The organism is Paenibacillus germinis (genome assembly GCF_013141785.1).
Classification (GTDB): domain Bacteria; phylum Bacillota; class Bacilli; order Paenibacillales; family NBRC-103111; genus Paenibacillus_E; species Paenibacillus_E phytorum.
Window position 1 is genome coordinate 1 of the sequence record NZ_WHOC01000069.1, and the last position, 25773, is coordinate 25773.

Annotated in this window: 26 protein-coding genes; 8 read left to right on the forward strand and 18 right to left on the reverse strand. The window is 43.9% G+C overall.

Annotation, left to right across the window (positions count from 1 at the left end; all coding sequences use genetic code 11):
- Positions 1–42: 42 nt before the first annotated feature.
- Entirely contained in the window at positions 43–1389 is a 1347-nt protein-coding gene (locus GC102_RS12495; protein ID WP_171689838.1) for an ABC transporter substrate-binding protein, read from the reverse strand.
- A gap of 227 nt (positions 1390–1616) precedes the next feature.
- On the opposite strand from GC102_RS12495, the gene GC102_RS39440 reads away from it, so the two are divergent.
- Both GC102_RS39440 and GC102_RS12500 read left to right on the forward strand, forming a co-directional pair.
- Positions 1617–1730 carry a YjcZ family sporulation protein gene (locus GC102_RS39440; protein ID WP_246320889.1) on the forward strand — a complete coding sequence of 38 codons (114 nt, stop codon included), beginning with the start codon at positions 1617–1619 and terminating at the stop codon, positions 1728–1730.
- A gap of 150 nt (positions 1731–1880) precedes the next feature.
- Entirely contained in the window at positions 1881–1988 is a 108-nt protein-coding gene (locus tag GC102_RS12500; protein WP_171689839.1) for a YjcZ family sporulation protein, read from the forward strand.
- 480 nt (positions 1989–2468) lie between these two features.
- Here the strand turns inward: GC102_RS12500 and GC102_RS12505 are convergent, their stop codons facing one another.
- The 11 genes from GC102_RS12505 to GC102_RS12555 form a co-directional block, all read right to left on the reverse strand.
- Positions 2469–3251 (reverse strand): SDR family NAD(P)-dependent oxidoreductase, encoded by a 783-nt coding sequence (locus tag GC102_RS12505; RefSeq protein WP_171689840.1) that lies wholly within the window; start codon positions 3249–3251, stop codon positions 2469–2471.
- Positions 3252–3490: 239 nt separating this feature from the next.
- Positions 3491–4576, reverse strand: coding sequence for a Gfo/Idh/MocA family protein (locus tag GC102_RS12510; RefSeq protein ID WP_171689841.1), 1086 nt, complete (start codon positions 4574–4576; stop codon positions 3491–3493).
- 34 nt (positions 4577–4610) lie between these two features.
- Positions 4611–5693 (reverse strand): Gfo/Idh/MocA family protein, encoded by a 1083-nt coding sequence (locus GC102_RS12515; protein WP_171689842.1) that lies wholly within the window; start codon positions 5691–5693, stop codon positions 4611–4613.
- Positions 5694–5844: 151 nt separating this feature from the next.
- A complete protein-coding gene (locus GC102_RS12520; protein WP_171689843.1) occupies positions 5845–6519 on the reverse strand; it encodes a hypothetical protein in 675 nt (224 codons plus the stop codon).
- Between the two features lie 115 nt (positions 6520–6634).
- Positions 6635–7945 (reverse strand): RNA polymerase factor sigma-54, encoded by a 1311-nt coding sequence (rpoN, locus tag GC102_RS12525; protein ID WP_171689844.1) that lies wholly within the window; start codon positions 7943–7945, stop codon positions 6635–6637.
- Positions 7946–8183: 238 nt separating this feature from the next.
- Positions 8184–9149, reverse strand: a complete 966-nt coding sequence (gene glpX / locus GC102_RS12530) for a class II fructose-bisphosphatase (protein ID WP_171689845.1) — start codon at positions 9147–9149, stop codon at positions 8184–8186.
- A gap of 40 nt (positions 9150–9189) precedes the next feature.
- On the reverse strand, positions 9190–9990 hold the full coding sequence (locus GC102_RS12535) for a pyruvate, water dikinase regulatory protein (protein WP_171645183.1): 801 nt from the start codon (positions 9988–9990) through the stop codon (positions 9190–9192).
- Positions 9991–10005: 15 nt separating this feature from the next.
- The gene (locus GC102_RS12540; RefSeq protein ID WP_171689846.1) at positions 10006–10617 is read right to left on the reverse strand and encodes a helix-turn-helix transcriptional regulator; all 612 of its coding nucleotides are present in this window, start codon (positions 10615–10617) and stop codon (positions 10006–10008) included.
- A gap of 80 nt (positions 10618–10697) precedes the next feature.
- Positions 10698–12266 carry a phosphoenolpyruvate carboxykinase (ATP) gene (gene pckA, locus GC102_RS12545; protein WP_171689847.1) on the reverse strand — a complete coding sequence of 523 codons (1569 nt, stop codon included), beginning with the start codon at positions 12264–12266 and terminating at the stop codon, positions 10698–10700.
- Between the two features lie 221 nt (positions 12267–12487).
- On the reverse strand, positions 12488–13030 hold the full coding sequence (locus tag GC102_RS12550; protein WP_171689848.1) for a chromate transporter: 543 nt from the start codon (positions 13028–13030) through the stop codon (positions 12488–12490).
- A 16-nt stretch (positions 13031–13046) separates the two neighbouring features.
- A complete protein-coding gene (locus GC102_RS12555; protein WP_171689849.1) occupies positions 13047–13691 on the reverse strand; it encodes a chromate transporter in 645 nt (214 codons plus the stop codon).
- A 248-nt stretch (positions 13692–13939) separates the two neighbouring features.
- Between GC102_RS12555 and GC102_RS12560 the strand changes: the two genes are divergently transcribed.
- The gene (locus GC102_RS12560; protein ID WP_171689850.1) at positions 13940–14305 is read left to right on the forward strand and encodes a hypothetical protein; all 366 of its coding nucleotides are present in this window, start codon (positions 13940–13942) and stop codon (positions 14303–14305) included.
- A gap of 77 nt (positions 14306–14382) precedes the next feature.
- Here GC102_RS12560 and GC102_RS12565 read toward each other — a convergent pair whose 3' ends face one another.
- The 3 genes from GC102_RS12565 to GC102_RS12575 form a co-directional block, all read right to left on the reverse strand.
- Complete coding sequence (locus GC102_RS12565; protein ID WP_246320890.1) at positions 14383–14961, reverse strand: YitT family protein; 579 nt, start codon at positions 14959–14961, stop codon at positions 14383–14385.
- A gap of 165 nt (positions 14962–15126) precedes the next feature.
- Positions 15127–15609 (reverse strand): YhcN/YlaJ family sporulation lipoprotein, encoded by a 483-nt coding sequence (locus GC102_RS12570; protein ID WP_171689852.1) that lies wholly within the window; start codon positions 15607–15609, stop codon positions 15127–15129.
- Positions 15610–15728: 119 nt separating this feature from the next.
- Complete coding sequence (locus GC102_RS12575; protein ID WP_171689853.1) at positions 15729–16658, reverse strand: DMT family transporter; 930 nt, start codon at positions 16656–16658, stop codon at positions 15729–15731.
- A gap of 218 nt (positions 16659–16876) precedes the next feature.
- On the opposite strand from GC102_RS12575, the gene GC102_RS12580 reads away from it, so the two are divergent.
- From GC102_RS12580 to GC102_RS12595, 4 genes are all read left to right on the forward strand, one after another.
- Positions 16877–18280: a spore germination protein gene (locus GC102_RS12580; RefSeq protein ID WP_171689854.1), complete on the forward strand. Its 1404-nt coding sequence runs from the start codon at positions 16877–16879 to the stop codon at positions 18278–18280.
- A gap of 11 nt (positions 18281–18291) precedes the next feature.
- Positions 18292–19380, forward strand: coding sequence for a GerAB/ArcD/ProY family transporter (locus GC102_RS12585; RefSeq protein WP_171689855.1), 1089 nt, complete (start codon positions 18292–18294; stop codon positions 19378–19380).
- Entirely contained in the window at positions 19373–20494 is a 1122-nt protein-coding gene (locus tag GC102_RS12590) for a Ger(x)C family spore germination protein (RefSeq protein WP_171689856.1), read from the forward strand. Before GC102_RS12585 ends, GC102_RS12590 begins: the two co-directional genes overlap by 8 nt.
- Before the next feature lie 115 nt (positions 20495–20609).
- Positions 20610–20822 carry a hypothetical protein gene (locus GC102_RS12595; protein ID WP_171689857.1) on the forward strand — a complete coding sequence of 71 codons (213 nt, stop codon included), beginning with the start codon at positions 20610–20612 and terminating at the stop codon, positions 20820–20822.
- Between the two features lie 2 nt (positions 20823–20824).
- Here GC102_RS12595 and GC102_RS12600 read toward each other — a convergent pair whose 3' ends face one another.
- The 3 genes from GC102_RS12600 to GC102_RS12610 form a co-directional block, all read right to left on the reverse strand.
- Complete coding sequence (locus GC102_RS12600; RefSeq protein WP_171689858.1) at positions 20825–21316, reverse strand: hypothetical protein; 492 nt, start codon at positions 21314–21316, stop codon at positions 20825–20827.
- A 106-nt stretch (positions 21317–21422) separates the two neighbouring features.
- A complete protein-coding gene (gene katA / locus GC102_RS12605) occupies positions 21423–22874 on the reverse strand; it encodes a catalase KatA (protein WP_171689859.1) in 1452 nt (483 codons plus the stop codon).
- A gap of 229 nt (positions 22875–23103) precedes the next feature.
- Positions 23104–23985, reverse strand: coding sequence for an NAD(P)-dependent oxidoreductase (locus tag GC102_RS12610; RefSeq protein WP_171689860.1), 882 nt, complete (start codon positions 23983–23985; stop codon positions 23104–23106).
- A 209-nt stretch (positions 23986–24194) separates the two neighbouring features.
- On the opposite strand from GC102_RS12610, the gene GC102_RS12615 reads away from it, so the two are divergent.
- The gene (locus GC102_RS12615) at positions 24195–25724 is read left to right on the forward strand and encodes an MDR family MFS transporter (protein ID WP_171689861.1); all 1530 of its coding nucleotides are present in this window, start codon (positions 24195–24197) and stop codon (positions 25722–25724) included.
- The last annotated feature ends 49 nt before the right edge of the window (positions 25725–25773 follow it).

Sequence of the window (25773 nt, forward strand, 5' to 3'; positions counted from 1 at the left end):
CACCCTCTCTTTCGAAGGTAGTTCGATCTTTCAGTTACCGCCTTACTTTTTGTTTTTCTCCAAAATGGCATTCGCATCTTTGCGGAATTTGGCTGCCGCTTCTTCTACCGTTGTTTTCTTATACAAGATCTGCTCACTCGTCGCTTTTAACAGCTTCTCAATTTCGATGGAACCTACTGGATTTGGAGGATCCATTTGACTGCTGTTTTGTTCAGCCCACGCCACATAATCAAAGATTTTAACTTCATTCGGTGATAAGAGTGGCTTCAGCGCTTCCTTCACTTTGGAAGAAACAGGAACGCCGCGGTCACCTTTAATCAATTTGTTCGCTTCAATATCATTCACGAAAAAGCTGATGAATTTCGCTGCTTCTTCTTTTTGCTTGGAGTTATTCGTTACTGAGAAATACATACTTGGCTTCAAGAATAGACCTTTATTACCGTTACGGCCGGGAAGCGGAAATAATTCAAGCGGACGATCTTTAATCAAATTGGCGACGGCTAGGAATTGATTAGACCAACCGTTTCCAGTAATTGCGTTGCCCAGCAAGATTTCATCCTCTTCTGCTACGCCTTTCTTCTGTGATTCTTTGTCGAGTGAAAGGATATAGCCGGCATCGTACCATTTCTGATAACGCTTGAAGTAGTCGACAAGTGGCTTATCATCTGAGAAACCAAGAGCCGTTCCATCCGCATTGTACATTTTTTGATCGATCGTTCTGAGATAATACGGGAAAAACACTTCATGACGGACACCGAAACCGCCTATTTGTTTGCCAGCCGCTTTTGCTTTAGCAGCTATCGCATCATAATCTTCCCAAGTCCAATCTTTTCCTGGAACTGTGATTCCTAGACTTTTGAACGTATTCACATCTAACGTTGTATTTAGCGCGTTAACCCCTAAGTTCATAGCCACAAGTTTACCTCCGACTTCACCGCCGGATAGCGCATTAGGGCTGATTGAAGTAACATCGAGAAGGCCATTTTTCGTATACGGTGTGAGATCAGCTAACTGATTTTTTCCACCATACTGTGAAAGGTAAGAGATATCCATTTGGATAACATCAGGTAATTGGTTTGCCGAAGCCTGAGGCGCAAGCTTTTTCCAATAGTCGTCAAATGGTGCGTATTCCGCTTCAATTTTTACATTCGGGTGCTGTTTCTCATAAAGCTCGATAACTTTCAACGTGTAATCGTGACGTGCCTGCCCTCCCCACCAAGCAACGCGAAGCTTAACAGGATCTTTACTTGGTGCGGTACTCGGTGCTGTCGTTGCCGTTTTGGACGGTTCGCCGCTAGCTGCTGTTGTTGACGTTTTAGTGCCAGTAGAGCAAGCTACAGCTGTGAACATCATAGAAAGCGACAGAGCTAAGGTGAAAACTTTTTTCATCTCTATTCCTCCCCTAAATGAGTCGATCGAATTTGGGTAACGCTTACATATTTATTATCCAACTTTCGGAAGGAAAGATTAATGCAGAAAATAGTGGTGTTTGTTCAAAAAACAGTGAACATTGATTCCAATCTCAAAACGGGCTACCTTAACTGGCATTCGTCCATACATTTCATATGCCATTGAAATACAATAGTCTATCTTAATGCAGAAGGGAGCGATATGAAATGGGTTATGCTGCAGGAGGTTGTTGTTATGGTGGTGGTATAGGTACAAGTCAAGGTGTTGTCTTGGTACTCTTCATTCTATTGGTGATTATAACAAGCGCATTTGTATGGTAATTCGCAACACACCATAAATAGAATGCAACATTCAGAGAAAGTAAAATGAATGCCATTCAACCCAGTCTTCCCCCCAATCTCTCCACTTGTCTTTATTGATATATTGGCTAATGAGGAGTCCTCAAAAAACGATGAAAGGAGTGACTAAATATGGGATATCCAGCAGCAGCAACAACAGCAGGTTACGGCACTAGTTCAGCAGCAGTATTGGTTCTCTTTATTTTATTGGTTATTATTACAATGACTTTTGCATGGTAATACGACGTATTCTGTAAAAATAAAATTCAGATCCACAGCAATCGCTGTGGGTCTTTTTCTGTGATTATTTACATAAAAAAAAATAAAACCTATTCCACTTTTCTTACGTAATACTGTTTATGCATGACATTCTTTCAGGGTTAGGGAGGTTTCTTGCTTATGACAACGACACTCAATCTTCACCAAACCGCTTCGATCCGGGACGCTATCTCCATGTTGGTCTGGTATTTACGAAAGAAGCGAAGAGCGTAACATGACTCGTATCCCTACGAAATAAAATACATCCGGATAAACAATTATGACGCCCACAGCAGGACGCTAGTGTTTATCGAGGTTGATTGGAAAAAGGCTGCTCCTCTGAAGAATTTCTTCTAGAGATGCAGCCTTTTTACTGTATATAAGGAATGAGCAGCTATATCAAGTAAAAAGTGAACAAAAACCGTCCATGCCTGGACGGTCTATCTTCGTTAGCTTTTCAATTTACAGTGCTGCACCCTTACCGCCATCAATATTGACGGAAGTGCCTGTTACGTAGGAAGCTGCCTCCGAGGATAAGAAGGTGATCACATTAGCCGCTTCCTCCGCATTCCCAATCCGGCCGAGCGGAATGTCATGCTTTGGATCCGATGCATATTCCTCCCAAGTCTTTTCTGGCGCCTCCCGCTTCCAACCTCTCTCAATCTGGTCGCTGCGAATTTTCCCAATGCAGACAGTGTTCACACGAATTTGGGCGGAAGCCAGGTCTTTGCTCATCGCATTCGTTAATGCAAGACCTGCGGCACGGCTGACCGAAGTCGGCAGCGAAGAAGCGGGCGGTGTTTTGGCTGCAGAAGTCGTTAAATTCACGATAGAGCCGCCTCCTGCTTGACGCATGTAAGGAATCGCATAACGGGAGCAATGAATGGCTCCAAATAATTTCAACTCAAGATCTTGCCGCCATAATTCCGTGCCTACCTGTTCAAATGGCTGTGCAGCAGACGCACCTGCATTGTTCACCAGAATATGTAAACTTCCAAATCGCTGAACGGTTTGTTCCACGGCGCGCTGACAGTCGGCCTCCGAGGTCACATCGGCTTGAATCGTCAGCACCTCACCCTCTGTCAAATTAGCAATATGGACAGCGGCTTCTCGAAGCTGTTCCTCATTCCGCGCGAGTATCGCAACTTTGGCTCCCTCTCTCGATAAGGAAATCGCTGTTGCCAATCCAATACCTTTACTTCCCCCAGTAATCAAGGCTACCTTACCCTGCAGTCCCAAATGCATCGCACCCTCGCTTCCTTTCCTTCAATTCTTAGTTGGGTATTTCAATAATTCTAGCATACTCCTATTCCACTTATTTTTTCAAATTTCAATGGATTCAAGGATAAACGACTCCGTCGTCCTTCTGGGACGAGCGCGTTTGTCAAGGTAGATGCGAAGCAAAAGTATAAAACTTATACTTTCTTATCTGTTAAAAAAAGAGGAGCCTAGGCTCCTCCGATTAAACTGATAAGTTTGACGCACTATTCATTCAAATAAACAGCTTTGCCTGTACGTGCAGACTCATAAATCGCCTCAAGAATTTGTGAAACGACAAAAGCTTGCTCTGGCGTCACTACAGGATCTGTATCATTTTCAATGGCTTTAATCCATGTACGCATTTCCAGATCCGCATCGCTTTCCTTAGCGCCGTCATAGAAAGCAACACCGCCTGCTTTCAGGTCCACCTCTGTTGTAAATAAGCGGCTATGTTTCTCGCCGTTGATGCGAAGCCCGCCTTTCATATCGGCTCCGCCTTCTGTACCGCTTAATGAGCATTTGGCTTCGTCGACTTCAAGCGTATTCAGTGCCCAGCTGGATTCCAGCATAATCGTAGCGCCGTTTTCCATAACGATCATACCGAAGGCAGAATCCTCAACGGTGAATTTACTCGGATCCCAAGGCCCCCAAGCATTGGCGGCATTTTCTTTTTGGGACAACTCATGGTAAGACGTTCCAAGCACCACTTTCGGCTTGTAGTTATTCATCATCCAAAGCGTTAGATCCAAAGCATGTGTACCGATATCAATGAGCGGTCCTCCGCCTTGCTTCTCTTCATCCAGGAATACGCCCCATGTTGGAACTGCACGACGACGAATGGCATGCGCTTTCGCGAAATAAATCTCGCCAAGCTCCCCTTCCTCACATACGCGCTTCAAATGCTGACTATCAGGACGGAAACGGTTGTTGTATCCGATAGTTAGCTTCTTGCCTGTACGCTTAGCTGTTTCAACCATGCGCTTAGCATCCGCTGCTGTCTTAGCCATTGGCTTCTCACACATTACATGCTTGCCAGCTTCAAGCGCAGCAATGGCAATTTCGGCGTGTGAATCATTCGGAGTTAACACATGAACGATATCAATAGTAGCATCTAGCAAAAGCTCTTTGTAATCCTCATATACTTTAGCGGCTTTGGAGCCGTATTTCTCAGCAGCAGTTTCAGCCCGCTCTTGCACGATGTCACAGAATGCGACCAGTTCAACGTTCGAAAGCTTCTTCAAACTTGGCAAATGCTTGCCGTTTGCAATGCCTCCACAACCAATAATACCAATACGGAAAATACGTGACATGTGAAATACCTCCAGAGTAGTGTTTAGTTTTGAGTTAATTAGGAAGTTCGATAGCGACTTCGCGTTTAATGAGCGATGAGCGAATGATGCCATCAATGATTGCTTGATTGCGAACGATTTGCTCGCCAGGAATCGGGGCTGGTTTGCCATCCCGCACAGCCTCTACGAAATCGCGGACTTTCTCGTTAAACAAATTCAGCTTATGATCAATCAGCGGAATTTGGCTTTCCGTGTGATGTCCACGAACGTCGTGGAAATAGGCAATGGAACCCACATTTCCGTCGAACACCCCGCTCCATGGCCCTTTACCAGCTGGCGTTACTTTGAGTCCACCATCGGTACCAAGGAATAAAGTTGGTCCTAATGTATCCATATGCATCGCCCATGAAATTTTGAAATTCAGCACGAGATCGTCTTCAAAACGAATCATCGCAACGCCGAAATCTTCCACATCGAATCGACTAGCTTCGGTATGATATAACGGATTCGTTCCAAAATAGTTACTGCTGTAAGCGGATACGGTAAGCGGTTTTGGATAACCCATCGCATTCAGAGCCATATCGAGTGAGTAACAACCGATATCAGCCATTGCTCCGGCTCCAGCGATTTCCTTGCTAATAAATGTACCGCCAGGCATGCCTCTGCGGCGTCCTCCGCCTGTTTCTACATAATAGACCTTACCAAGTTGACCGGACTGAACCACGTCCTGAATAATCTTCATATTAGGATCATATCTCGGTTGGAAACCAACATTGAGCATGAAGCCCGTTTTCTTCGCCGTTTGCGCCATCTCGATTGCTTCTTCCAGCGTGACAGACATCGGCTTTTCCAACATAACGTTTTTCCCAGCCAGTAAAGAATCTACAGTCGTCCGATGGTGAGCCACATTAGGTGTGCAAATGCTTACCCCATCAAGATCTAATTCCAGCAGCTGCCGATAATCATCAAAGGCTTGTGCAGATGGAATTTTCCAAAAATCAATGAATTGTGCCGCTTTGCCTGGTACCGCATCCGCTACCGCTACAATCTCTACGTCAGCAAGCTCACGATATGCTCTTACATGGGCGCCAGCAATACCGCCGCCTCCAATAATGCCGATCTTCAACGTTTTGTTCATTGAGATTACCTCATCGCTATGTGATATTAAGACATCTATCATAAATGTAGCATAGGAATACCGATATTTTTAGTCTAACTTTAGGACAATCAGGTTAAGAAATTACGACATAAAAAAACCAGACGGTGTTAACCGCCTGGTTTAAATGTTTCTACGATGACAAGCTTCCTCCTGCTTTCCTTTGCGCATCCTCCAAATAACTTCTGTAGGTTTGCTCATCCGGATGATCACGGGTTAAATCCTCATAGTAACGAGTGACCTTCTGAAAATAATACGAATACACATCTTGTATGGGGACAAGTCTGTAAGGATCCCAACGATAGGTTTCAACATGGTAAGCCTGATCCCGTTCATGCACCCACAGCGCTATTTCGCAAAGGCCGTCTCTTCCATCTCGGCCAGGCATATCTTCAATTTCCAGATGGTTGTAGAAAGTTCCCGGAGGAATCAGACGCTGGAAACCGGTTTGTGTCCACTGCACGATATCGAGCTCGGAGGAGGATTCACGCTCATTTTGCCAGCCAATAACCAGATCCCAACCTTCTCTTCGTGAGACAGGGGCAGCCGCGAAATCCGTAATTGCTTGGGTTCTACCCGTAGCAGCAGAGGCGATTGGAAACCAGTTACCGGAATAGTTTTTCAACGAAAACAGATACTGATTGTCTAAATATCTATACAAGGCTGTGATTTCAGGGTGACCATCGCCATCTACATCCGCATAAATAATAGCCGCAGGGCTCCCCTCCCTCTGCAATACGACAACCTCGGCTTCCTGAGGTATACAGCTTCTGACGACGGAATGGAAATCAATTGGGGTCAAACTCATCGTTATCCCTCTTTTCGCATCATTCTCAACTAAAGTATATGCGGCAGAGAACTTGGCCCATGAGTGGCAGTCAACAACATATCGATTATTGAGGTGAGCCTCTGGCGGGTTTTTCTTACAAAATACTCTTACGCAGTGCAGAAGATAAAATATGCAGCTCTTCACGATATTTGGTTACCGTTCTACGTGAAATTCGAATGCCCTCTTCCGATAAGATTTCTACAACCTTTTGATCGGAATAAGGCTGTTTCTTATGTTCCTGTGAAATGAGTTCTTTGATTCTAATCTTGATTGTTTTGATAGACGTTAGTTCACCAACATCCGATTGCAGCCCCGAGGAAAAGAAATATTTTAGCTCAAGCACTCCATAGGGGGTACGAATGTATTTGTTTTGTACCGTCCTACTTATCGTAGATTCATGGAGGTCAAGTTTTTCGGAAATCATTTTTAAGGTTAAGGGCTTCATGCCACGTTCGCCGATCTCTAAAAATGTCAGCTGTTCTTCAAATATAGCCCGAATGACCCGGTACAGGGTCATCTTCCGCTGCTCCAAGCTGCGCACAATCCAATCGGCTGTTTTCCATTTTTCTTTCAGAAAGGAAACCGCTTCTTTACAACCAGCATGCTGGATTTGGCTATAATAGTCTGTATTAACTGAGGTCTTGGGGACTGCGCCCGCATTCATTTGGATCACGATGTTCCCGTGTTCTTTATAAATGGTAGCATCGGGAATGATATAAGATTCTTCGATCCAGCTGAAGGCCATACCAGGTCGGGGATTCAAACTACGAATGTAGGTGACAATCTCCTTCACTTGTACGAGTGTTACACCTAATTGCTGCGCAATCTTATCCAGCTTCATCTGAGCAAGCTGCTGCATATATTGGCTGACCACTTCAAAAGTACCGCGTGGCGCTTCCGGATCCCTAGAAAACTGCAGCAATAAGCATTCCTGTAAGTCTCTCGCTCCTACACCCGGCGGATCCAGCGATTGTAGACAAGCTAGCGCTTCTTCGACAACCTCTTTAGGCTTATTCAAAAACGAGCTTACCTCCGTAATAGAGAGGGGTAAATAACCTCTATCGTCTAAATTTCCTGCCAGATAGGCTGCTGTCTGATATAAAACATCGGAAACCCCTGCTATCCGCATTTGGCTGAGAAGCCACTGTTCCAAGGTTTCCTCCCTCGCCTTTGCCTTCCATAGTGGATCTGTCATTGACCCCGCCATTTGTGAAGATTTACTCGGTTTCAAATAAGAACTTGTGAAAGATTCGATGTCCAGTATGGGGTTTTCCAAGGCTTGCTCTTGGAGGTACTGCGACAACTCATAGCTTGATAATTGTAATATATGAATGGACTGTTGCAGTTCAGGAGTCATCGTTAGCTTTTGGCTCTGCACTTGCGTTAGACTATAGCCTGTTCTCATACCTAGTTCCTCCTTGAGTTTTGCCTTGGCAGCACTTTTCTTGATTCTATTTTGAAAACGCTTACGATTATTATAAATCTATTATAGCTCTATTTTAACCCATTTGGCTTATGGTAACATCCTACAGTTCAACGACTATCAAATAAATGTTGATCTATTGTAAAACACAAAGAAATCTCTCCTTCTACGAAAGAGAGATTTCTTTGCATGCGTTGATTATAGTCCTCTATATGTCTGCTCAGGCACTCCCGAGGTGGTACTCATGCATCTGATGCACGCATTGGATGAAACGAACCGTCTGAGTTTGCGCCCTCATAACGACCGAATGTGTCTCTGCACGACCGCCAAATAGAAATTTAACGCCAGTCAGGAAGTCTCCCGAGGTTACACCAGTTGCAGCGAAATAAATGTCAGATTCGCCAACTAACTCGCGCATTCCAAGCACTTTGGATGGATCAACAATCCCCATTTCCTTGCACCGCCCTATCTCATCTTCATTCTCTGGGAGAAGCCGTCCTTGAAATTCGCCTCCCATACAACGTAGTGCAGCGGCTGCGAGCACCCCTTCCGGCGCGCCCCCGGAACCCACGTGTAAATCAATGCCCGTCTCTGGGAAAGCTGCTGCCATAGCACCCGCGACATCACCATCATTCAGTAAATGAATTTTGACACCTAGCGTCCGTAAAACAAGAATTTTATCCGCATGTCTTTTGCGATCCAAGATGGAAACGGTCAGCTCTGTTATCTCTTTTTGTAACAAAAGAGCAGCCTTTCTAATCGTTAATTCGAGGGGGTCATCCAAATTCAATTTGCCAACCAAACGCGGCCCTACTGCCAGCTTCTCCATATACATATCCGGTGCATGCAGCAGGTTCCCTTTCTCAGCTATGGCTACCACGGAAAGGGCATTGCTCCTGCCACTAGCTACAATATCGGTACCTTCGAGCGGATCAACAGCCACATCATATTCGGGACCCAACCCATTTCCTAAAGACTCACCGATGAACAGCATCGGGGCTTCATCCATCTCACCTTCACCAATGACAACCGTTCCACGGAAAGGAATGGAGCTAAAAATAGAACGCATAGCAGAAGTTGCTGCCTCGTCAGCGCTGTGTTTATTCCCTTTTCCCGTCCAACGTGCGGACGCTAAAGCTGCAGATTCTGTTACTCGTACAATTTCCAGAGACAAATCTCTTTGCATACATCATTCACCCTTTCTATTAGGAAATGTGGCTTCCTGGCTATCTGTCTGCTAGAATCAGACCAGCCGTTTCTTCAATGGCTTTCTCACTTACATCGATGATCTTACAACCAAGCTCACGATATAATTTCATTGCGAATGCCAGCTCTTCTTCGACTCGCTCCCCTGTCGCATATTTAGCGCCAAAAGGAAGTCCGACCGCTTTCAGACGTTCCGTACGAATACGCACCAGATGTTCGGGACTCATCGTCAAACCAATCAATTTACTCGGGTCTAGCTCATATATAATTGCTGGCGGCTTTACCTCAGGAACAAGCGGGTAATTCGCCACCTTATAGCCTTTGTGCGCCAAATAAATACTGAGTGGCGTTTTAGAAGTTCGGGAAGGTCCAATTAAAACAATCTGCGCTTGCTTCATAGCGCTTGGGTCTTTGCCATCGTCACTGTTTACCGTGAACTCGACCGCTTCTACCCGTTGATAGTATTGTTCATCTAACTGATAAAGCAGACCGACTTTCCGCTTCGGGGAACCCTTAAAGGTATCTATGAAAGCCTGCATCATGGGTCCCATGATATCAATGGCATTTACACTTAAACGTATGGCTTCCTGCCGCATCATCTCTCTAAGCTCAGGTAATACTAGCGTATAAGCAATGAAACCATCCACTTTCGCTGCCTCTTCGACTAAAGCACGTACTTCATCTTCCGTTCGGATAGATCCGAAACGCCTGACTTGCACTTGGCTTGCATTAAATTGGCGGATCGTTGCTTGTACGACAGTATTTGCCGTTTCCCCCACTGAATCCGAACAAACGAAAATCGTATGGATCTTCTCTCCCACTTACACTCCCCCTGATTAAGTCCCCAGCGCTACATCAAGCAGCAATTTGGTCATTGTTGTTTTCGTAATTCGGCCAACCACTTCACCTGGCTCTTGATCAGCCTCACTCTTAACCACAGGCAGCCCATCCACTTGATGATGAATCATTTTCCGCGCTGCTTCTAATACACTGTCATCCGGGTTTACCGTCACAACATTCGGGTGCCTTGTCATGACTAGTGAAACTGGCATCGAATTTGCCGTCGCCTGCCCAAGCGTAACCTTTAGCAAGTCCTTCCGTGTAACAATACCAGCTAAAGCTCCCTGCATATTCACAATTATCAAGCTTCCTACATTTTCGAGAAATAGAGTTACAACAGCATCGCTTACGGTGACGGTTTCCCTAAGTACAATAGGGATTCCCATAACATCCTTTACTCTTACAGCTTCTATATGTTTGAATGGTGAATCTACTTCAAGAGCAGCCGTTCCTAGGAAATAACCAACCTTTGGTTTGGCATCGATATAGCGAAGCATAACCAAAACTGCAAGGTCGGAACGAATGGTTGGACGGCTAATTCCAAGCAATTCAGCAATTCGCTCCCCTGTAATAGGTGCATGCTTTTTGACGAGATCGATAATTTCCATCTGTCGGGATGTAAGCTCTATGATGTTTCCCTCCTTTCCTAATTCATATCGTACCTATTCTAACACATCTCAATTTCGTTTCAGACCTTTGGTCCAGCAGCGATGATACGTTCATCGACACCCGCGAATTTATTGAAGTTGTGGATAAAACGCTGCGCTAATTCCTTCGCCTTGACGTCATATTGACTTTGATCTTGCCAAGTGTTCCTTGGCAGCAAGAGCTCACTCGGAACCCCTGGTACCGCATCAGGACATAATAGACCGAAGAAGGGAGCTTCCGTGAACGTTGTCTTCTCCAAGCTGCCGTTTAAAGCAGCTGTAACCATCGCTCTTGTATACACTAAATTCATACGTTCGCCTTCGCCGTAAGAACCGCCAACCCAACCTGTATTAATGAGGTACACGTTGACCTTATGTTCTTCGATCTGACGACCCAGCATCTGTGCATAAACGTTAGGACGAAGCGGCAGGAATGGCGCCCCGAAACAAGTAGAGAATGTGGCTTCTGGTTCCGTAACTCCACGTTCCGTACCTGCAAGCTTGGACGTGTAGCCAGACAAGAAATGGTACATCGCTTGTTCTTTCGTCAGCTTGGATATTGGAGGCAGAACTCCGGAGGCATCAGCCGTCAAGAACATGATGACATCAGGGTGTCCGGCGGTTCCCGGAATCTTCACTCCAGGAATGTATTCTAAAGGATAAGCTGCACGTGTATTCTCCGTAATCTGCGTATTGCCGTATTCGGCAACGCCACTCGTAGGATCAAGCACCACATTCTCCAAAACAGTGCCAAATCGGATTGCCTGCCAAATCTGCGGTTCCTTCTCCTCGGTAAGGCCAGCACATTTTGCGTAGCATCCTCCCTCGAAATTAAACACACCCGTTTCCGACCAGCCGTGTTCATCATCGCCAATGAGACGGCGATTCGGATCAGCCGAAAGTGTCGTTTTCCCCGTGCCAGATAACCCGAAGAACAAGGCTACTTTTCCTTCTTCACTAACATTGGCCGAGCAATGCATGGGTAGAACATCTTGACCAGGCAAGATATAATTCATAACGCTGAAAATGGATTTCTTCATTTCACCCGCGTACTCCGTACCACCAATTAGTACGATCTTTTTCTCTAAAGAGAGGCAGATGAAAGTTTCTGACCGGGTACCGTCGACGAGTGGATCGGCTTTTAAGCCAGGTAACGCAATGACTGTGAACTCAGTCTTATGTGCCATCAGTTCAATCTCACTCGGACGAATAAACAGTTGTCGGGCGAACAAATTGTGCCAAGCATACTCATTGATAACTCGAATCGGCAGCCTGTACGCCAAATCTGCTCCTGCAAAGCCATCAAAGATGAACAATTCTTTCGTCGCCATGTAGTCTTGCGCTTTTTGATATAGCCGCTCGAACTGCTGCTCCGACATCGGCTGATTCACAGCTCCCCAATCGATATGATCAGTTACTGAAGCTTCATTTACAATGTATTTGTCCTTGGGAGAACGCCCTGTATACTTACCAGTGTTCACTTGAAGCGCTCCGGAGGACGCGAAAGTTCCTTCTTTACGCTCGATGCTCATTTTCGTTAGTTCTGACACTGACAAATTGTAGTGGGTAGCACTTGCTCTTAGCTGTTCAACCTTTAGTTCTATGCTCATTCTCCCATTCCTCTCATCCTTAAGGCTTTATATATAGTGTGTTCTATTTATTATATAGTGTACATTATATAACGAAAAAAGTGAATATAATATTGTTTATAGCACATAAAATAATTTTTTATCACTATTCGACACAAATAATACACAATAATATAAAAAACTCTCCTTTCACCCCAACGGAAGGAATGAAAAGAGAGCCCCATAATAAGATGCTTTATAAATTACTGAAAAAAGACAATGCCCATAACACCCGCAAATACGATGACCATAAATGGATGCAGCTTATATTTAATAATGGCCAGAAAGGCACCTACCGCAATAAGTACCGTCGCAATTTGGTCCCAAGATATTTGGTACTTCACTGGACCAAACCCCGACCACCCGAAGTGTATCGCTGCAAAAATGATAAAGCCCGTTACGACCGGTTTCAAACCATAGAAAGAAGATTTAAACCATTTATTCGTATGCCATTTATACAAAAAAGCGGCTAATAAGATGATAAGTATGAGTGAAGGTAACACCATTCCTAGTGTAGCTGCAATAGCACCAGGCACACCGGCTGTATGAAAACCGATTAAAGTGGCACTATTCGTTGCAATCGGTCCCGGTCCTGTACCTGCTAAGGATATAACGTTATTAAAATCATCTGAAGTAAGCCATTGATGCCTCTCGACCTCATGTTGAATAACAGGCATCATGGCGTAACCGCCACCGAATGAGATCATGCCAATTTTAAAGAAAGTAATAAATAAACTTAATAGCATATATCCACCTCATTCCTCAAATCCCGTCTGCAAAGTAATAGTCGGCAGCACGATTGCTTTTGTCCCTTGACATAGAGTCTTCTTGCCTCTTAATAGGATTCTTCATTCCCCAACGTTGTTTCAGGAAAACAACCACAATCCCGACCAATAGTCCGAAAATAATCATAATAATAGGTGATATCGGCATGAAAAGCAGCAGAAGAACGGTACTAACTGCGGCTATTAGCGTCATTTTATCTATAATAGAGGATTTCGCCATTTTGTAAGCAGCGGCAGCGATTAAACCTACGATAGCGGCATGAATACCTTCCATAATAGCTTGCATCTTAGGATAACTTTGAAGGAATGTGTAAATGATACTAAGCAGTATCACAATAAAAAAAGTAGGAAGCGTAATGCCGATGACGGCTGCTACTGCTCCTCTTATTCCTGCCAAATGATACCCTACTAAAGCTGATACATTAACGCCTACACCACCCGGAGCGGCTCCCGAAATAGCAAGCAGTTCCGACATCTCATCGTCTGTCATCCACTTGTTCGTAACGACAACTTCTCTTTGGATGGCAGGCAGCATGGCATAACCACCACCGAAAGTGAGTGGACTGATACGAAGAAACGTCCAAAAAATACGTAGTAAATGACGAAAGTTATTCATCGGCATGTTGGTTGACCTCCCCTGCACTTAGTTCTATTTTGAACTAAAGACAGTGAATTGTCCAATCAAAAGATTTAATATTTTCTGTAATTATCCCTTATAATGCAAGATTAACGTCTAATTTAATCCCGATCATCCCGATTAATACTGTAAGTTTAATTTATTTTGGTTGAAAGGTAGGCGTTCATCTGCTATCAGGGTAAGTTTTCTACAGGAACAACCTTATCATCACCTATTAAAAGGAGTGAATATTCATGAGCCGAATGATTCAAGCCTATTTTCACACTGAAAATCAAGCCGAAGATGCAAAGGTTCTACTGTTGAAGTATAGTCCGGAAATACTCGAAGTTGGCAGATTACCAGATGGCTTCAATGGCACCGGACGTGTACTGCTGCCGTTCGTAGACGGAGTTGGAACCGGTGGAGAAACCAATTTGAACAATGGTGTTGGAATTGTTGGTCTGATGCCAACAGTCGAGACTCATTCTTCGGAAGCCTATAGGGATGAGGATGAAGATGCTCTTCATTACGTACTTTCAGCCAAAGTCAGCGATGCCGATTATCCGGCAGTTGTTGATCTCCTTCGCCGCAATCATGCGCATATGGAGAAAATCGATTAAGACAAAAAAAATGCGTTTTCTACAGTTGTAGGGAACGCATTTTTTTGTCTATTCCACATAAATATTTCGGTCGCTTTTCATTTCATGGTACAAAGACTAGTCGCTATCCCGCCTGCTGTAATTGTAAGGATGGAAAGCAGGAAAGTTTCAGCCGAAAGCAGTAGTCCTCCAAGGCAAATAATCAAACCATCGATTATAAAAATAATTATTCCCACATTAATAGGAACCCATTTTGAAAAATATTGAGCCAACAAGTCCGTCCCTCCGGTACTAGTTTCATAACGCAACATGATTCCTATTCCTGTACCCACAATAAATCCACCGATCAAGGAACTGCTGAATGGTGTTAAATCCACATAATATAAGAAAAGATTCCGGTATGGCCCTAAAAAATCAATAACGAATGAAGAAAAAAATAACCCATAAATGCTGTTGTAAAACATATCACTGAAATGAAACCACACCAACATAAAAATAGGAATGCTGCACAAAAACATAATAAGTCCCACTTTGAGTCCAAATAAATAATTGATAATAAGAGCAATTCCAATGAGCCCGCCGTCTAGTATCTTAAAAGGCATCAGAAAAAAATTGATCCCCATTGAAATCAGTAAACCCCCCAAAATGATTGCTGCATTTTTTTGTAACGAAGGCAAACAAACCAGCTCCTGTAAAAGGCTTGTCTGATTCATATGCTGTTAACTGAAATAAAAGAATCTTTCGAAATAAAAAAAAACGGCTGACGCCGTTCTTGGACGAGTGTGTTTGTTAAGGTTGATGCAAAACATCTCACACGCGGGGGAATCGTTCCTGATAAGAAATTATTTGGCGGTAGGGAAAACTCTAGCTACGATCTCTTTAAACTGTTCAACAAAACCTGCAACAGGTCTTCCTTGTTGGACATCAAGTACATAAGTATTGAATCGGTCCGCCAATTCTGGACTTGTTGAGACGTAAACATTCTGAATATTCGGATCCGTTGCTCTGACTTTATTGGCAATTTGGTCTTCTATATCACGTGTTAATTGTTGCTCGTTTTTTAGCAAAGCTGCAACATAGGCTTTTCTTTTGGTTACAAGCACATTTGCTTGCTTTACGCTGTCTAGCTCAGTAATTTTAGCTGCCGCTTCCTTCGCTATTTGGATGCGATTATCCTCATTACCTGGTTGTTGTACTTGTTGCTGTTTGATTGAGGTATCTTGCTGTTTTTGGGTAATTGGTTTAGCTGTGCAGCCTGATAGTAAAATGGACATGGTCACAACAGTTAAAATCAAAACTTTGTGAGAACCTTTGGTTATAAACATCTTACACCCCTTATCTGTTTTATGCTTTATGTGTTTGTGTTTAGTATGCTTTACCAGTCATATTCATATTCATCATTTGGAGTAAATCGATTCAATGTAAAAAACCTAGCGGAATTCCGCTAGGTTTTTGCTATCCCTATTCTTGCGCTCTTCATTTGCTGTTTCTTAATTGCATAATTCGTGATATACACCCCAACCACGATCCAAATAGCCCCTAAAAGATGATACATCCTTAACGCTTCCCCCGTAAAAGCAGTTGCAAAAATGGCACTGAACATCGGAATCAGATTCAGAAAACCCGCACAACGCTGAGGTCCAGCTAGCTCAATGGCACGATTCCAGCTCAAGAAAGCTACAATTGAAGCAAACAAACCAATATAAATAAGTCCTGTTACAAGAGGTGGACTCCAATCAACGTGTGACGATTTCAGCGTCCATTCCACTGCCGAAAGCGGAAGCAGCAGCACCAAGGCCATAGTCATTTGAATCAGTAAAAAAGGACTGGATGGGAATCGTCCTGACATCTTCTTCATACCTACCGAATATAGAGCCCAACACAGAACGGCCACTAGCATGAACAGGTCGCCTTTGTTAAAGGAAAGACTTAACAGCGTGGACACACTCCCCCGACTAATAATCCAGCTCACACCAGCCATGGACACCAAAATTCCAGGCAAAGCCGACCAAGCGAAGCGCTCTTTCATAACTAACCAGGTTAAAAGTACAACCATGATAGGTGTGGCCGAATTCATTAATGATGCATTAATCGAACCCGTATATTGAACTGCCACATAGGTTAACGTATTGAATCCGGCCACACCGGTTGCGGACAAAAAAAGGATCATTTTCCAGCTGCGGAGAAATTCAGTTCTTAGCTGCCAAGCCTGCCTACCGAAGAAAGGAAGAAGACAAATAAAAGCAATACTCCAACGTAATGCAGCCAGTGTTATCGGTGGAATGTGAAGGACAAGCGCCTTGCCGGCAACAAAATTGCCTCCCCATATACATGTGGCGAGAACTAGCAGAATGTAGGGGGACTGTTTGATCATATAAACTCGAGCTCCTTTTTTTGTAAAACTGTTCGTTCAATCACTTATTCATTCATCATGATAACATATGATTCACCCCACATGGCGATGTATGGAAAATAAGACTCCTCATTGGGATAGTTTCCGTGAAGTCGAATAACGAATTCGAAAAAGAAACATAATAAAGAATGGAAATATTGGGCAATCCTGAATCACAGCGAGGAAGGAGATCGATAAGCATGAACGGAGACTTGAAGAGTGAAACTAGTCTGCTAGAGCAGACTTTGCAATTGCTCTGCGATTGCTCAGATTTATCTCATTTGCATCTCCCGCTGCAGCAAATCGATATCATTTATTTCGGTCACCTTGTCAGTTCAGAGGCCCTAAGAAAAGATGCCTTAGAGCCCTTTAATAATAAAGATGCTGATATGGTCGCTATCCTGAGCCAATCTTCCTATATAACGAAGCTGCAAGCAAGCGAACTTGTTACAGGCATTTTGACTGGAAATATCGCTATTTACTATAAAAATAGAGGTTACTTGCACGAAGCTTACGCGCCTGAATCTCGATCCATTCAAAATTCAGAGACAGAAGGCGTCATTAATGGTCCCATGGACTCATTCACCGAGTCGTTAAGTACGAATTTGTCTTTGATAAGGAGGCGTATCAAGGACCCTGGTTTAAAAGCAATTACCTACACGATCGGTACAAGAACAGGAACGACGATGGTTCTCCTCTATTTAGAGGATCTTGCAGAACCAGCGCATGTGGAGATGTTAAGTGAAATGATTGAAAACCTTGATATCCAAACAATCTATGATACGAATACACTTGTGCAGCATTTAACACCCAACAAACTTGCGATATTCCCTCAATTCCTAACAAGTGTTCGACCTGATCATATGGCAGACAAGCTGACAAGCGGCAAAATAGTGGGGTTGCTTGACGGGAGTCCAGTCGCATTCAGTGCACCAACCTCGTTTATTGAATTTTTCTCATCACCTGACGATTATTATCAGCCATGGGCTGTTGCCTCTGCGGTTCGTATTTTACGGTTCATTGCCTTATTCATCACACTTTGCTTCACTGCATTTTATGTATCTATAGTCACTTATCATTATGAAATGATTCCATCGTCCCTGCTGTTAAACTTAATGGAATCCCGCAATAAAGTGCCGTTCTCCCCTCTTATAGAGGCCATTGTTATGGAAATGACGATTGAGCTTCTTCGCGAAGCAGGTGCGCGTTTACCTACCAAAATCGGTCAGACCATTGGTACCGTCGGCGGGATCGTCATCGGACAAGCGGCCGTTCAGGCTGGCATTACAAGCAATATCCTCATTATCTCGATAGCTATTTCAGCTATCGCTTCCTTCGTCATACCCAGCTATATCATGAGTTCTTCCATCCGCTTGCTCCGATTTGTGATCATTATACTGGCCGGTCTCCTCGGAAATTTCGGCCTCGTGTTTGGACTCAGCTTGATTATGATTCAGCTTTCTGGGTTTAACATGTTCGGCATCTCTTATTTATACCCAATTGCACCGACAAAACCAAGTCGTTGGTTAGAACTCATTATCCGAGCACCCATTCAGATTTTGACCAAGCTTAAAAAGCCTACCTCCAATAATCCGAACGAATGAAGGAGACACTCATGCGTGCTAAGCTTCCATTTTATCAGACGACCATTATGGCAAACTTTGCTCAAACCGGTGTCGTCATTATCAGCCTTCCTCGGCTATTATCTGAGAATATCGGTACAAATGGGTGGGCAGCCTTACTTATCTGTTCGTCCGTTGCCGCTTTCAATCTTCTGCTCATTTCATTCGTTTATCGATTAGGTAAAGGAAAATCTATTTTCGAAATTTCACAATCGGCTTTACCGAAATTCATGTTAGTTCCTTTTTTCGGGATTTTAACTGGATTATGGGCAATTCTAGGCAGCTTGGTTGGTAAAGAATATATTTTAATCCTAAAATCGTTATCATTCCCCTCGCTCCATCCCGCTTATTTGTATATTTTGTTCGAAATTCTTGTTTTCTTGCTTTTAACTAAGGGTATTATGAGTATCTCCAGAATAGCGGTCCTTTCATTTTATATCATTATTTGGAATTTTTTACTTATGATTTATGCCTATGAAGATTTTGATTTATCACGAATGACTACCTTCTGGTTTAAGGATGCCACTCACTCCTTCAAAGGATGGCTTGACGTTTACATATCCTTTCTGGGTTATGAACTCTGCCTTTTGCTATTTCCATATTCCAATGAAAAAACACATTTAATCCGTGCTTTTCAAATTGCAAATCTGATCACCACATTTTCTTATACGTTAACTGCATTTGTTGCCTTTGGCTTTTTCAGCCTGCATCAACTTCAGCATATGAAGTTTCCAGTACTCAATTTGCTCTCGTATGTGGAACTCCCCTTTTTGAAACGAATCGATGATCTCGTGTTTAATATTACTTTGTTTCGAGTTCTCATGACGAGTGTCCTATACAGCTGGGCAGCTATTGAAACGATAAAATGGCTCCTGCCAACTTCAAACAAGCAATGGATCCCCTATGTTATTTTAGCGATTTTCCCATTAGCTTCCTTGATTATCATACCCTCAGAGCTTGAAAATACCGAACATTGGCTAGGTCTGTTTGGATTTACTGAAGCTGGGGTTGCTTTCTTACTGCCGATCTTCCTATTGGTAATCCTTTTAATTAACAAATATCGAGGGCGGAATTATGCGTAACTGGGTCTTGGTTGTCTTCCTATTGAGTCTCACCGGTTGTGTCGAACAAAATCGCATTGAGAAATTAGGCATGTCTGATACTGCTGCTTTGGACTCCGTGTATGAAGAGAATGGAAAACCTTCTGAGACCGACGTGTCAATAGCTATCTCCATCCCAAAAGTTGGAACTATAGACAATCTGCAATCAGAAATTCTACAAGACATAGCTGAATCCCCTAAAGATGGGCGGACCAAATTGTCCCGCAAAATTAACAAAGTTCTTGTTTCAGGGCAATTGAGAAGTATGCTGTTCGGGAAAGACTTGGCTAAACAGGGGATTTGGAACGAACTTGACTCCTATCGCCGCGATTATACCGTTGGAGAAAAGCTGAAAATCGTCATCGTTAACGGCAGTGCTGTAGACATGTTGACTCATAAATATGCACAAATACGATCCACCGGGAATCACATTGATCAGTTATTAACCCAAGAGGCCAAAATCCATGAGGTTCCTGAAGTATCTCTCTACAGTTTCGTACGCGATTATTATGACGATGGTACCGATCCAATCGCTCCTATGCTTATTGTGAAAGGTGATAATGTTGAAATCGACGGGATTGCCCTTTTCAAAAAAGATCGCTATATTAGCAAAATTAGTGCAGAACAAACCATCATGTTTGCTATTCTTAAAAAAAACTTAAAAATGGGTGAGTTCGATATTACTTTTATGGATCGTTCCTCTGGACGGAAAGAAAGGGTGATGATTAGTGCGATCGCAAGCAAAAGAAAAGTCATTGTTAACAAACAGGGGCGTGCAAGCACCGTCCCTCAAGTCTTTATCCGTATTCGCTTAAGCGGCAATATATTGGAATATTCAGGCAAATCTACATTCAAAAAAGCGGAAGAACAAAAAAATTTAAATCAGGATTTGTCAGAAGCTATTCGCGAACAATTTCAAGCAATAGTTAGCCATGTTCAGCGCAGCGGTGGGGATAACTTGGGGATCGGCACTTACGTCCGAAATAGTATGAGCTATGAGGAATGGAACAATTTGAATTGGAAATCCGTTTATCCACGTGCCGATATCCGTGTAGAAGTAGATACCACAATTCGTGACTACGGCATGATTCGATAGCTTTTCACCCTCGGAAGCTGCGTGTACCGTTCCCGACTCTTTTAACGTTAATGTTCCTGTGCTAGAATCAGAGGAATGGCTTAACGAGATAAGGTGCCCGGAGGTGAAAAGCCCAATGAACATAACACTGTCAACGGATATGGAATTATTCGCGGCTGCGATATCTCAAGTTACGGTAGCCGTCATTCAACATACAGCAGATGATATTCCTGTCTTCATTGCCGCAGGCGTAATCGAAAAGTATACAACTCATTACGTAAAGATTGGCGAAACGAATTATTTGCGGGATGAAAGCGAGTTCCGTATTGAGGAACGCTCCAATCCTTAGCCTTAATAAAAGGTCACTTCACAATAGGAGCCTAAGGGAATCAATTCTTGCAAATAATCATACATGGCCTTTTTTTCTTTATCATGGAGTAATCGAATTGCGTGGAAATCAAAATGAATGATACTATCCGCAGCTTGATATCTGTTAAATGTTAAACGACCATACGGAAATAATCGGTTTATCGCCTCTAGAATGCCATATTGATTCAAATTCCTTCGCATCGCTGTTTGGATGATAGCTGTCGGTATTTCTTGCAGTTGTGGAACTTTATCGGGTTGAACCGCGCTATATGCCTTTACTTGAAAGTTGACATAGGGATATAAGTAACCGCTTGCAAAATGCTGTAGGCTTTGAGCATCTTTTTCGGGTAAATACAAATCTCCATTCCAAGCGTAGATCGTCGCTTTATGCTTTTCAGGGGTATGAATTCTGATATATCTCAAATGCGGAAAACGTTTTCTCACAAGCTGCTCGGATAATAGACGAGTCCCCACCTTGATCACCTCTTCGGATTATGCCTTGCTCCCAATAGCATATGCCATAGAAAAAAGACAGCTATCCTTTTGTGTCGAAAAGGTAGCTGCCTCTCACTATTTCACTTCATTCCGGTATGGATAACCCAAGACCCTCTGCCACGCGGATCCCATATTCGGGATCTGCCTTATAGAAATGACCAATCTGTCTGAGCTTAATTTCATCCGACTCAACAGGTTTCATGGCACCAACAATCGTTTGAACAAGACGAGTACGTTCCTCTTCACTTAACAAGCGATATAAATCACCTGGTTGCGTGTAATGATCATGATGATCATAGGCAACACTATCCGCCGACCCAGACACCTCGTAGGGTGCCGGTTTATCTGCAGGCGTTTCCTTTGGTCCACCAAGGCTGTTCGGCTCGTAATAAACGGAACCCCCACCATTGTTATCCGCACGCATCTGACCATCACGCTGATAGTTATTTACTTCACTCCGCGGGCGATTAATTGGTAAAGTCTGATGATTAGCCCCTACCCGATAGCGATGTGCATCCCCATAAGCAAACAAACGACCTTGCAGCATTTTATCTGGTGATACATCGATTCCTGGTACTAGTGTCCCTGGTGAAAATGTGGCTTGTTCTACCTCAGCAAAATAATTTTCTGGATTACGATCCAGCACCATACGCCCAACTTCAATTAAAGGGTAATCTTTCTGTGACCAAACTTTCGTGACGTCGAATGGATCAAAACGGTACGTATTTGCATCCTCAAGCGGCATGATCTGTACACATAGCTTCCAAGCAGGGAAATCGCCTTTATCAATCGCGTTAAACAAGTCTTCCGTATGATAATCCGGATTGTCGGCTGCGAGCTGTGCAGCAACATCTGGAGCTAAGTTCTGAACGCCTTGTTCGGTTTTAAAATGATACTTCACCCACACACCTTCACCCTCGGCATTGACCCATTTAAACGTGTGACTGCCAAATCCATGCATATGCCTCAACGTTGCGGGAATCCCCCGATCGGACATTAGTATCGTGACCTGATGCAAAGATTCAGGAGATAATGACCAGAAATCCCAGACAGCATTTGGATTTTTCAAGTGAGTTTGGGGGTGTCTTTTCTGAGTATGAATAAAGTCAGGGAATTTAATCGCGTCGCGAATGAAAAATACAGGCGTATTATTGCCGACCAAGTCATAATTGCCTTCATCGGTATAAAATTTCACAGCGAACCCGCGCGGGTCCCGAACTGTGTCTGAAGAACCATTCTCACCCGCCACGGTCGAAAATCGAACGAACAAAGGTGTACGCTTGCCTACCTCTGAGAATAAGCTCGCTTTTGTATACTTCGTCAAATCTTGCGTAACTTCCAAATAGCCGTGCGCTCCGGCCCCTTTGGCATGAACGACTCGCTCAGGTACACGCTCTCGGTTAAAGTGTGCCAGTTTCTCTAAAAGGTGGACATCTTGAATCAACGTTGGACCCCGCGACCCCGCCGTTATCGAGTTTTGGTTGTCCCCAACTGGAGCTCCCCAGCTGGTCGTGAGCTTGTTTTTTTCCGTACTCATCCTACAATCACCTCTTTAGTAAAATGTTAAAACACTGTTCAAAGCGCTCTCATTGCTTACAGGATTATGTATGTGACAACCTTCCATTTCCCTAATTCATATGTATTCGAGAACCTGTCATGATATGATGCTGCGTCCATGTAAGCTCGGTTTTCGCGCTTTTTTCCCGCCTAAAATCAAAAAAGCATCCCTCACGGGATGCTCTCCTTCAATAGCTCATCATTCTGAGCTACTTATTAATAATCTTAAACAACGCTTGAGTACCGCTGTCTTCTTCACCGCTCGCCGCTAGCTGCTCATAAAGGGATTTCGCTAGCGAAAGTCCAGGCAGCTCCACCTTCATTTCCTCGGCAGATTGAAGAGCGATCTTCATATCTTTGATGAAGTGCTTTACATAAAAGCCAGGAGCAAAATTCCCAGCGATGATGCGCGGTGCCAGGTTACTTAAGGACCAGCTGCCCGCCGCGCCCGACTCAATACTTTTGAGCACAGTCGAAGGATCCAGTCCTGATTTCTTCGCATACACCAGCGCTTCAACAACGCCCATCATATTACTTGCAATTGCGATTTGGTTGCACATTTTCGTATGCTGGCCTGCACCCGCTTCTCCTTGATAGACGATGTTCGTGCCAATCTTCTCAAAAAGCGGCAGCATGGCATCAAAAGCTTCACGCGAGCCCCCAACCATAATCGAAAGTCTCGCTTCCTTAGCTCCAATATCTCCGCCTGAAACAGGAGCATCTAATGAATACACTTGACGCGCGAGTGCTTTTTCATAAATTTGTTTGGCAAGCATTGGACTAGATGTTGTCATATCAATTACGTAGCTGCCCGGCTTAGTGTTAGCAAGAATGCCATTTTCGTCTAAATAAATCTCTTCTACGTCCTTAGGGAAGCCTACCATGGTAATAATTACATTACATTGCTGCGCTAGTAGTCCTGGTGAATCCTGCCAGTGAGCACCCTGATCTAACAGCTCCTGAGCCTTGGATTTCGTTCGATTATATATATGTACCTCGTAGCCTGCTTGAATAAAATGGCCTGCCATACTTTTGCCCATGACACCTGTTCCTACTAAGCCTACAATCGTTTGTGCCGGATTGATTGCCACAATGAATGCCACCTCTCATTTTAACAGTAACTAATTTCGAATATGTTTCATTCTTAAGTTATCACCGTCTGTGCATCTGGTCAAACTGAGCTCATACCTATTTGTTAAAAGGGTTTAAAGCCAACTTAAGTCATGTTACTATCATTAAGTAACTCTTCCCATAGAAAAAATTAAATCGGGTTCAGAGAAAGTGAGGAAAATCAATCATTATGGTAGCGCAAAACAAAAACAAAGGGTTAGGCATCGTAATTGCCGGGCTGCTGCTGGGTATCCTAATGGCCGCCATGGACAATACCATTGTAGCCACAGCCATGGGCACCATCATCGGTGAATTAGGCGGATTGGATAAATTCGTTTGGGTCACTTCGGCTTATATGGTGGCGGAAATGGCCGGCATGCCGATATTCGGCAAACTTTCCGATATGTACGGACGCAAAAAGTTTTTCATCTTTGGTGTTATCGTGTTCATGCTTGGATCCATCCTATGTGGAACAGCAAGTTCGATAATAGAGCTCAGTGTCTATCGCGCTATTCAAGGTATCGGCGGCGGCGCCATGTTACCGGTTGCTTTCACGATTATGTTCGATGCCGTTCCCGCAGAAAGCCGCGGTAAACTAGGTGGATTGTTTGGCGCCGTGTTCGGCATGTCTAGCATTTTCGGACCACTGCTTGGTGCTTATATTACAGATTATGTGAATTGGAAATGGGTATTTTACATTAACCTCCCTCTTGGTTTGATCTCACTTGTTTTTGTGGCCTTCTTCTATCGTGAATCCGTTGAGCATTCTAAACAAAGAATCGACTGGTGGGGCGCATTTACACTTGTTGGTGCCATCGTCTCCCTCATGTTCGCTCTTGAATTAGGCGGCAAGGAATACGCTTGGGAATCAGCATTCATCCTTGGTTTATTCGCTCTATTTGCGGTGCTAACAATCATCTTCGTCTTCGTTGAGCGTCGCGCTGCTGAACCTATTATCTCTTTTGCGATGTTCAAAAATCGTTTGTATGCATCAAGCAATGCCGTTGCCATTTTTAGCGGCGCAGCTTTTATCACAGCATCCGTCTATATCCCGATTTTCATTCAAGGTGTATTAGGCGGGACCGCTACCAATTCGGGCTTAGTTCTTCTTCCTATGATGTTAGGCTCCGTTGTAACGGCAACAGGCGGCGGTTTCTTAATGAATAAAATGAGTTATCGTGCGATTATGATTCCAACAACCTTCCTCCTTATTGTCGGAACAGCTCTCTTGACGACATTATCGCCAGAATCCCCTCGTTGGCTTGTCACGATCTACATGATTATTATCGGACTTGGCATAGGTGCTTCCTTCTCTGTATTAAGTAATGCAGCCATTCATCTGTTCGAGCCACGGCAGCGTGGTTCAGCCTCATCAACACTGAACTTCCTCCGCTCCTTGGGGATGACGCTGGGAATCACCGTTTTCGGAATTGTTCAGAGTCATGCTTTAACGCGAAAATTGACGGATGTGTTTGCAGGTCAAGGTCAAACGGGAGCGGCAATACCAACCGGGGACTCGCATACGCTGCTTGATCCCGCGAAACGAATGGAGATTCCTGCACCTGTTCTCGAGAAAATCACAACCGCATTATCGTCTTCCATCGTTCTCACTTTCGCTTGGACTATACTTCCTGCTATTCTTGCTTTCGTTTGTGCCATCGCGATGAGCAAAGAGAAGCTGGATCCAGCCCAAGAAACCGAAGCAGCCATTTCTCATTAAAATAAAAAGAGTGCCACTACAACTACAGCAAGCCTGTAGATTGAAGTGG